Origin of the sequence: Nocardia altamirensis NBRC 108246 (assembly GCF_001612685.1) — a bacterium.
Classification (GTDB): Bacteria; Actinomycetota; Actinomycetes; order Mycobacteriales; family Mycobacteriaceae; genus Nocardia; species Nocardia altamirensis.
In genome coordinates, this window is record NZ_BDAY01000051.1 from 84,841 (window position 1) to 93,143 (window position 8,303).

Sequence of the window (8,303 nt, forward strand, 5' to 3'; positions counted from 1 at the left end):
GCGATCGAGGGTGGATCGGCGCCGACCTGGATCAGTTGTAGGACTTGCCGACTCCGTCGAGTAGGCGCTCCAAGGTGTCGAAGGTGGGGGTGCTGATCACGTCGAGGACGTCAGGGGCGACCGGGATGTTGTGCTCGGCCGCCACTTTGCCGAACTGGGCGGCGTCGCCGGTGCGGAAGCCGTGTGCGGCGGCGAGCCGCTGCAGGTCGGGGTCGGTGGTCAGCAGCCGCCCGAGCCGATCCCCCGCATCGTCGAACGGCACAACGGTGTGCCGGGACAGGATGGTCGGCGACGGGTACAGCAGCGTCATATCGGGCTTGGCCTGCCCGCGCACGGTGGCCTCGACGAACTGCGCCTCATAGATCCAGACCATCGGCGTCGGGCCCATGCCGCCGGTGAGGTAGTTCTCGAACGGGCCTTCGCTGCTGTTCTGGGTGTACCCCTGGCCGACGAAAAGCCTTGCCACCGTGGGAATGACGTTCTGCTCGGCCGAGTCGCCCTGCACGATCGAGTTGTTGTTCGCGACATAGCTCGCGATGGCGAGGTACATCGCAGCGGAGTTGGAGCTGCGCGGGTCGGTGGTGGAGATCAACAGGTTCTTGTGCACCGGAAAGGCGGCGTTGTCCGGCAGGTCGTCCCACCGCGTGCGGTTGCCGACCATCGTCAGATACTTGGCCATGTCGAACGTGGGCACCGGACCGGGGCGCACCACGCCCGCCTTGGCCAGCAGGTCGAAGATCGGCGTGTACGTCGCGATCGCCATCGGCGAGGAGAACGGCGTGTATTTCGCGGTCACGTTGCGCTGTCGCTGAATTCGCTGTGCCGACTGCTCGCTGGACGGAAAGGCGAAGTCGTACTTCGCCAGGTCGATCGAGGTGGCGATCTCGCGCGACCCCGCCGGATCGACCTCGACCTTCATCCCGTTGCGCGCCAGCACCTCGGCGACCTTCGGATCCTGGAAGAACGGCAGCTTCTCGGAGCCGACCACACCGCGCACCACCGAGACCGGCCCGACCGGCGCGGCGAGCGTAGGCGTCGGCGCGGGGCCGGGCTTGCGGATCGCGAGCGCGATCGTCACGACGGTCACCACCACCAGCGCCGCGACCACCGCGGCGACCGCCGCGGGCGCGAAACGCTTGTTCGTGGACCAGGTTTCCCGCACTGACTCGGGCGAGGCACCTTCCGCCGGCGCGGGTACCTGCTTCGCGAGGCGTTCGTCCGTCGTCGGCCACCGGTGCGGCGGCATCGTGGTGTACGCCGGATCGGCCTGCGCCGCAACCACACCCACCATCTCGGCCGGGCGTTCCAGCTGTCGACGCGCGGTGCGCTCCACCAGGATCGGGACGAACTGGCGCACCGGATGGCCTTGGAATCGCCTGCGGGCGGTCGCCACCACCGCCTCGATCTGCTCCGCCGAGTAAGTGCCGCTGAAGTTTTCGACCAACCGCTCCGTCAGCTGACGGATCGCCTGCTCCTCCCGAACAGTGTCGGCAACCACTACATGCTCCTCGGGCATCACATCGGCCAGCATCCTGCGACGGCGGCGAGCCCCGTCGCGACCGGCCAACCCTAGCCCCAACACACCCGACCGGAAACCGCTGGAAAACGGCCCGATCGCGGCACAGATCGCCACGGGGCACGCGCCCGTCGCCCGCCGCCCAAGTGTGTCGTCGCAGCTCAGAGCGCTGCCGCGACGCCTGCATGGGACGAGGCACGCACTCCCTGATACCGCAGAACCCCGAACGACCGCTCGCACACCCGTCCGCAGAATTCAAGTCGACATCTCCCCTGCGCTACCCACTGTTGCGCTCGCGTTTGCCCCACCGCCGCGCCTACGCTGGTCGGCGCACAGACGCAGCTCCCAGGCATCGACAAACACCGGCGTACGCCGAACGCGCTATCGTCAGGCAGGAGTCGCTGCCGAAGGAGATGCTCATGCCGCGCACAGCAGTTGTCACCGGCGCTTCGTCCGGAATCGGGAAGGCGACGGCAACCGCACTGGTCGCGCGGGGCTATCGGGTGATCGGGACGAGCCGGAAACCCGAAGGCCTCGGCGCGGATGCACGCGCCGCCGGGGTGGAGTACCGGGCGCTCGATCTGACCGACAGCGCGTCGATCGACGCGTTCGTCGCCGGGCTCGGCGCGGTCGACGTGCTGGTCAACAACGCGGGCGAAAGTCAGGCGGGTGCGCTGGCCGAGCTGCCCGCCGACGCGGTGGAGCGGCTGTTCCGGCTGAACGTGCTCGGGCCGGTGGCGCTGACCCAGGCGGTGCTGCCCGGCATGCGCGAGCGCGGGTACGGGCGGGTGGTGATGGTCGGGTCGATGATCGCGAGCTTCCCGATGCCGTACCGATCCTCCTACGCGGCGACCAAGGCGGCATTGAAGGCTTTCGCGGTGGCGGCGCGATTCGAGGAATCGCCGTTCGGCGTGTGGCTGACCACGATCGAGCCTGGCCAGATCAATACCGGACTGCGCGAGCGCAGGACGAGGTACCTCACCGACGGCTCGCCGCACACCGCCGACTTCACCTCGTTCATGGCCAAATTGGATGAGCAACAGGCGAAAGGCATTACCGCCGACCGGGTTGCGGGCACCATCGTCAAGGCCATCGAGGCCGATCGCCCCGCCCCGCTCTATGCCGTCGGCAGCAATGCCCCAGTCATGTTTGCGGTGCGTAAGTTGTTGCCGCGCACAGTGATGGAGCGCCTCATCGCGCGCGCCCACGGACTGGCGCGATAACCCGTCAGGCTCGAGCCCGCGGAATCACCAATGCCGAGCGTCGCGCGCCTCCAGCCGCGCGGCATGCTCGGCCAGCACGCCCGCCGCGCCGGACGGCGGTGTTTGACGCCGCCATATCGCGCGAAACTTCCGGGTCAGCACCACCGAATCCGCCACGGGCACTTCAACGAGCGTTCCGCTCGTCAGATCGGGCTCCGCGATCAGCCTGCTCAGCACCGCGGGTGCCACCGCAGCCCGTGCCGCGGCGGAGATCGCCACCGCAGAGCCCAACTCGGCTGCGGGCATGGCCGGTTGGCATTCGGCGCCGAGGATCTCCCAGACGGTGTCCCTGGTGCCGGAGCCAGGCTCGCGCCAGAGCAGCGGGGTGGTCGCCAGTTCGCGCAGCGTGACCGGCGTACTGCGGCGCGCCCACGGATGGGCCGACCCGACGACGACCACCAGTTCATCAGCGCCGAGCACCCGGCTGCCGAGGCCGGAGGGCGGGTGCGGGCCCTCCACGAATCCGATATCGGCAGCACAGTCGCGCACCAGCGCCTCGACGTGGCGGGTGTTGTCCACCTCGAGGGACACCGCCACCTCGGGACAGCTGGCCCGCAACGCGTTGAGCCACTGTGGAATCCGATGATCGGCGATCGTCTTGGACGCGGCGACCCGCAGCCGGGGCACCTCGGCGGCGTGCAGCGCGGCGACACCGGCGGTGAAGGCCTGCGCGGCCTCGAGCACCAAGCGGGCGTGCCCGACCACCGAGCGGCCGGCATCGGTCAATGCCGACCCGGTCGGGCTGCGGTCGAGCAGACGCAACCGCAGCCGACGCTCCAGCGTGCTGATCCGCATGCTCGCGGCAGGCTGGCTGATGCCGTGCCTGCGCGCGGCCGCGCCGAGGCTGCCGAGCTCCGCGACAGAGACGAGCAGATCGAGCACCTCCAGTTCAGGTGTCCCCGGCGATAGCGTCATACACACCGATTATGGTCGCGCCCAACACCGTTGGCACCCCCTCAACCGCACGGGTGCTCATCAGCGGCGCTGATGGGGTCGTCTCGAATCGGCGGCTACCCGGCCCGCGGTGCGTGCACGATTGTCTGAGAGATGACGCATCTCCGTCGATTCGGTCCCGGCCTGCTGGTGGCGGCGGCGTTGGCGACCGCGGCGACCCTGCTCGGCACCGTGCTGCCGATCGTCGGCGGGCCGGTGCTCGCCCTGTTCGGCGGTATTGCCGTCGGTGCCGCCGGACGCCGATTCGTCTCCGACACTGGGCCGCTCGGGCCGGGGCTGACGCTGACCAAGCAGCGCTTCCTCGCCGTCGCCATCGTGCTGCTCGGCCTCGGCATGCCGGTCGGTTCGGTGCTCACCGTCGGCCGCGACACCGCCGTGGTGCTGATCGGCACGCTCGTCGCAGGCGCCGTCGCCGCGGTGGTCGTCGGCCGCCTGCTCGCCCTCAATCGCGAGTCGGCGACGTTGGTCGCGGTCGGCACGACCATCTGCGGCGCCTCCGCCATCGCCGCCGCCACCGCGGTGCTCAAGCCGGATCGCCACCGGGTCGCCTACGCGCTCGCCACCATTTTCGTCTTCAATGTCGTTGCGGTTCTGGTCTATCCACCGCTCGGTCGGCTACTCGGCTTGTCACAGGAAGCATTCGGGCTCTGGGCGGGTACCGCCATCAACGACACCTCCTCGGTGCTGGCCGCAGGTGTCGTCTTCGGGCCTGCCGCAGCGCATTTCGCGGTGATCGTCAAGCTCGTTCGCAGCCTGATGATCGTCCCGCTGTGCGTCGGCCTGCACCTCGCGAAGCGCCGCAGCGAACCGGATCACGCCGCGAACACGCCGCTATGGCAGGTGTTTCCGCTGTTCGTCGTGCTGTTCCTCGGCGCATCCCTCATTGCCGGACTCGGCGTGTTGCCGGACTCGCTGACCGCTTCGCTGGCCCGGCTCAGCGGATGGCTCATCGCCGCGGTCCTTGCCGCCATCGGCACCAGTCTGACCTGGCAGCAACTGCGCACCGCAGGCGCGCGCCCGCTGCTGTTCGGCGGCATCCTCGCCGTCGTTCTCGGCACCTCCAGTCTCGCACTGCAACTGGCCACCGGCTGGTGGTGACACCCCACAGCAAGCAGCATTCCCCCTGATGAACGGTATACATGAACACCGTTCAAGAAAATACTTGAACACCGTTCAAGTCTGTTGGTACGGTGGCCGTCATGACAGCTGAACAACTGGATCATTTGGCGGACAAAGCAATACGGTGCGAGGCCCCGACGCGCGCCGAGGCGCTCACGGTGTTGTCCGAATCCTTCGAACTACTCGACGTAATCGCGGCAGGCGCCAGGGTGCGACGCGAGTTCTTCGGGCGGCGGGTGAAGCTGAACACCATCGTGAACATGAAAAGCGGCCTGTGCCCGGAGGATTGCGGCTACTGCTCGCAGCGCCTCGGCTCTGCGTCGGAGGTGCTCAAGTATTCGTGGATCACCCCGGCCAAAGCCGCCGAAGTCGCGAACCAGGCGGTGCAGGCAGGCGCAAAGCGGGTGTGCCTGGTGGCCAGCGGCCGAGGCCCCGGCGACCGGGACATCCGGCGCATCGAAGACACGATCGCCGCGATCACCGAGGACAATCCGCAGGTCGAGGTCTGTGTCTGTCTCGGCCTGCTGGCCGAAGGGCAGGCCGAACGCCTCGCCGCCGCAGGCGCGCATGCCTACAGCCACAACCTGAACACCAGCGAGGCGCGCTACGCGGACATCTGCTCGACCCACACCTTCGACGACCGGGTCGACACTCTGCGCCGGGCCACGACGGCAGGCTTGTCCCCCTGCTCCGGTGCGATCTTCGGCATGGGGGAATCCGACGACGACATCGTGGATCTCGCTGTCGCACTGCGGGAACTGGATCCGGACTCGGTGCCGGTGAACTTCCTGATCCCGTTCGACGGCACGCCGCTTGGCGACCGCTGGGACCTGACGCCGGATCGCTGTCTGCGCATCCTCGCGCTGTTCCGGTTCTACTTTCCCGACGTGGAGGTGCGCCTGGCCGGCGGGCGCGAGATCCACCTGCGCAGCCTGCAACCGCTGGCGCTGCACCTGGCCAACTCGATGTTCCTCGGCGATTACCTCACCAGCGAGGGCCAGCCCGGCGCCGACGACCGTCAGATGATCGCCGACGCAGGCTTTCTCGTCGAGGGCGTCGAGGACCAGACCCTCCCGGCGGCCCGCCACGACCTGGTCGCCATCCGCCGCCGCGGCGCAGGCACCGCGCTGCCCGCGAACGCCTGAGTGCTACGGCTGCGCGCGCCGGTCGGCCTCGTCGAGGTGGTCGCGCAGGCCGAGCAACTCCCAACGCTGCAGTGCGAGGGGGACATTGCCTTCGCGCCAGAGGCGGTCGTGGAACTCCTGGAGGTCGAACGCGTCGCCGTGTTCCCGCACCGCGGTGGCGAGCAGGTCCTGAATCTGCAGTTTGCCGATCTGGTAGCTCAGCGCCTGGCCGGGGAAGCCTGCGAAGAAAACTGCCTCGTCCCAGGCCGTCTCGTGATCCAGCGGCACCGTGACCGCCAGCCGGTGCGCGGCGTCCTCGATGGTGAGCTCGCCGAGCGCGAGCGCGATATCGATCTCGACGCGTAAGGCCCGTAGCCGCATGGCGTTTGCCACGAAGATCGCGCTCGCCGGTGCGTCGTCGAACAGGCCTGCCTGCAGCATCAGCTCTTCGTAGTAGAAGGCGATGCCCTCGTTGGGCACCGAGTCGTAGAACCGCCGGCGGGCCGGATTGTCGTGGTGCCAGCCGATCGCGACCTGCTGGGCGTGCACACCCTCGTGCACGATCGCAGTGCGCGGGTCGACGGCGGCGGCGCGATCGAAATACGGGAGTTCCGCGTGCGGCGGCGGGACATAGCGGATGGCGTCGTCGTCCATTCTGCTCGGACCGGTCAGGTCGTCGTGCACACCCAGCCAGGTGAGCGGCGCGAGGTAGGGCGGCAGCGGCGCGAATCGATAGTGTCGCAACGTCTTCGGCTGACTCAGCAGGCCGCGTTCGTCCGCGAACTCGCGCACCCGCGCCTCGTCGGCGGTCTGGCGCTCCACCTGCTCGCGCACATCGGCGGGCAGCGGCGCCGCGGGCACATCGCGATGCCGGGTACGAAGCACCGCCTCGGTGGCGATGGCTCGATGCCATTCCTGCCGTGCCATCTCGCGTACCTGCTGTGCCGAATAGGGAAGCAGCGCAACGTGATGCAGGAAGTAGGCGAGACCATCCGGTCCGACCGGTTCGACATGGCCGAACGACGGCAGTGCCGACACGAGCCAATCCCGATAAGCCGCAACGGCATCGGCAGCCACCCTGTTCGCAGCAGGAAGCTCGGCGGCGAATTCGTCAGGCAGGAACGGAATCAGCGCCGTCATCGCGATATCGAGCGAGCCCGCCGCTTCGTCGAGCTGCCGCACCGCGCTCTGCGCGAACGGCGCGCTCGCGCGGTCGGCAAGATTGGCCATGGCGTCGTCGAGGACAACCGGAACGTGGCGCAGCAACGCGAGAATCGTCGCCGCCCTGGCGTCGTCGAACGGCGGCGGCACGAGCAGCGTCACATAGATCGGGCCAAGGCTCTGCTGGATATAGAACCCGGGATCACGCTCCCAGGCCCGGATCAGCTCCAGCTCCCAGTGCACCTTGGCGAGCGCAACGCCGAGCAACCTGCCGTCGACCTGGTCCGCGACCGGCTCCGCGGACAGATCCAAGGCCCGATGCCTGCGGGTGAGGTCGGCCAACACGTCCTTGCGCCGCCCGATCGCCGCGGGCGACCAGTCGGGCAACCACCCGTCCGGCCGTTCCACCCTTGGCAGGTCGTCACTGGAGTCGGGCAGGGTGGCCAACCGCCAGCTCCAGAACTCATCTGCGAGTCTCGCTGAACTCATGTCCGCACAATACAATTCGCGCCGGAACCGGGCGCGCCGATTTTCTGGCACGGCTCGGGTGTTAAGATCGTGGCCTAGTGGTCGATCCGCCCGTGTCGTACTCCGGCGTGGATTCCGAGCGATTCAGTGCGACACGATCAGCCAATCGAATGGCTGCAGACAGCGGCACCGTCGGCGCTGCCTCGAAGCAGAAAGGCTGACATTGTGTCAGTTCGGTCCGAAGCGAAGAGCAAGAGCACGAGCACCATCTCCTACGCCCATCTGTTGCGACTGAGCGATGCGCACGGAATCTTCGAGCACGCCAAATTCACCACACCCAGGCACGAGAACGGTTACAGCCTCGATGACGTCGCCCGCGCGCTCGTCGTGGTGGTCCGCGAACCCGAACCGACGCCGGAATTGGACGCACTCGCAACGATCTACGCGCGTTTCGTCATCGACGCGCTCACCGAGGACGGCCGCTGCCACAACCGGCGCGGCGCCGACCTGAGCTGGCAGGACGAACCGGGCGTCGAAGACCACTGGGGTCGCGCGCTCTGGGCGCTCGGCTCGGTCGTCGCGCGCAAGCCGGAACTGGCCGAGCAGGCGTTACCGCACTTCACCATCGGGGCGCGGCAGCGCTCACGGTCGCGGCGCGCGATGGCCTGCGCCGCACTCGGCGCGGCCGAGGTGCGCACG

Annotated in this window: 6 protein-coding genes and 1 pseudogene; 4 read left to right on the forward strand and 3 right to left on the reverse strand. The window is 68.4% G+C overall.

Annotated features, from left to right (window positions below):
- Window positions 1-31: 31 nt before the first annotated feature.
- Window positions 32-1,498, reverse strand: a complete 1,467-nt coding sequence (locus tag NA11_RS26235; RefSeq protein WP_245746170.1) for a three-helix bundle dimerization domain-containing protein — start codon at window positions 1,496-1,498, stop codon at window positions 32-34.
- Between the two features lie 437 nt (window positions 1,499-1,935).
- Here NA11_RS26235 and NA11_RS26240 point away from each other — a divergent pair, with 437 nt between their 5' ends.
- Window positions 1,936-2,739, forward strand: coding sequence for an SDR family NAD(P)-dependent oxidoreductase (locus NA11_RS26240; RefSeq protein ID WP_069164678.1), 804 nt, complete (start codon window positions 1,936-1,938; stop codon window positions 2,737-2,739).
- Between the two features lie 24 nt (window positions 2,740-2,763).
- On the opposite strand, the gene NA11_RS26245 is transcribed toward NA11_RS26240, so the two are convergent.
- The gene (locus NA11_RS26245) at window positions 2,764-3,693 is read right to left on the reverse strand and encodes a LysR substrate-binding domain-containing protein (protein ID WP_069164655.1); all 930 of its coding nucleotides are present in this window, start codon (window positions 3,691-3,693) and stop codon (window positions 2,764-2,766) included.
- 132 nt (window positions 3,694-3,825) lie between these two features.
- Here NA11_RS26245 and NA11_RS26250 point away from each other — a divergent pair, with 132 nt between their 5' ends.
- Both NA11_RS26250 and bioB read left to right on the forward strand, forming a co-directional pair.
- A complete protein-coding gene (locus tag NA11_RS26250; protein ID WP_069164656.1) occupies window positions 3,826-4,830 on the forward strand; it encodes a YeiH family protein in 1,005 nt (334 codons plus the stop codon).
- A 101-nt stretch (window positions 4,831-4,931) separates the two neighbouring features.
- On the forward strand, window positions 4,932-5,996 hold the full coding sequence (bioB, locus tag NA11_RS26255; RefSeq protein WP_069164657.1) for a biotin synthase BioB: 1,065 nt from the start codon (window positions 4,932-4,934) through the stop codon (window positions 5,994-5,996).
- 3 nt (window positions 5,997-5,999) lie between these two features.
- On the opposite strand, the gene NA11_RS26260 is transcribed toward bioB, so the two are convergent.
- Window positions 6,000-7,625: a DUF885 family protein gene (locus NA11_RS26260; protein ID WP_069164679.1), complete on the reverse strand. Its 1,626-nt coding sequence runs from the start codon at window positions 7,623-7,625 to the stop codon at window positions 6,000-6,002.
- 204 nt (window positions 7,626-7,829) lie between these two features.
- On the opposite strand from NA11_RS26260, the pseudogene NA11_RS26265 reads away from it, so the two are divergent.
- A pseudogene (locus NA11_RS26265) lies at window positions 7,830-8,303 on the forward strand (glycosyltransferase); the annotation flags it as partial.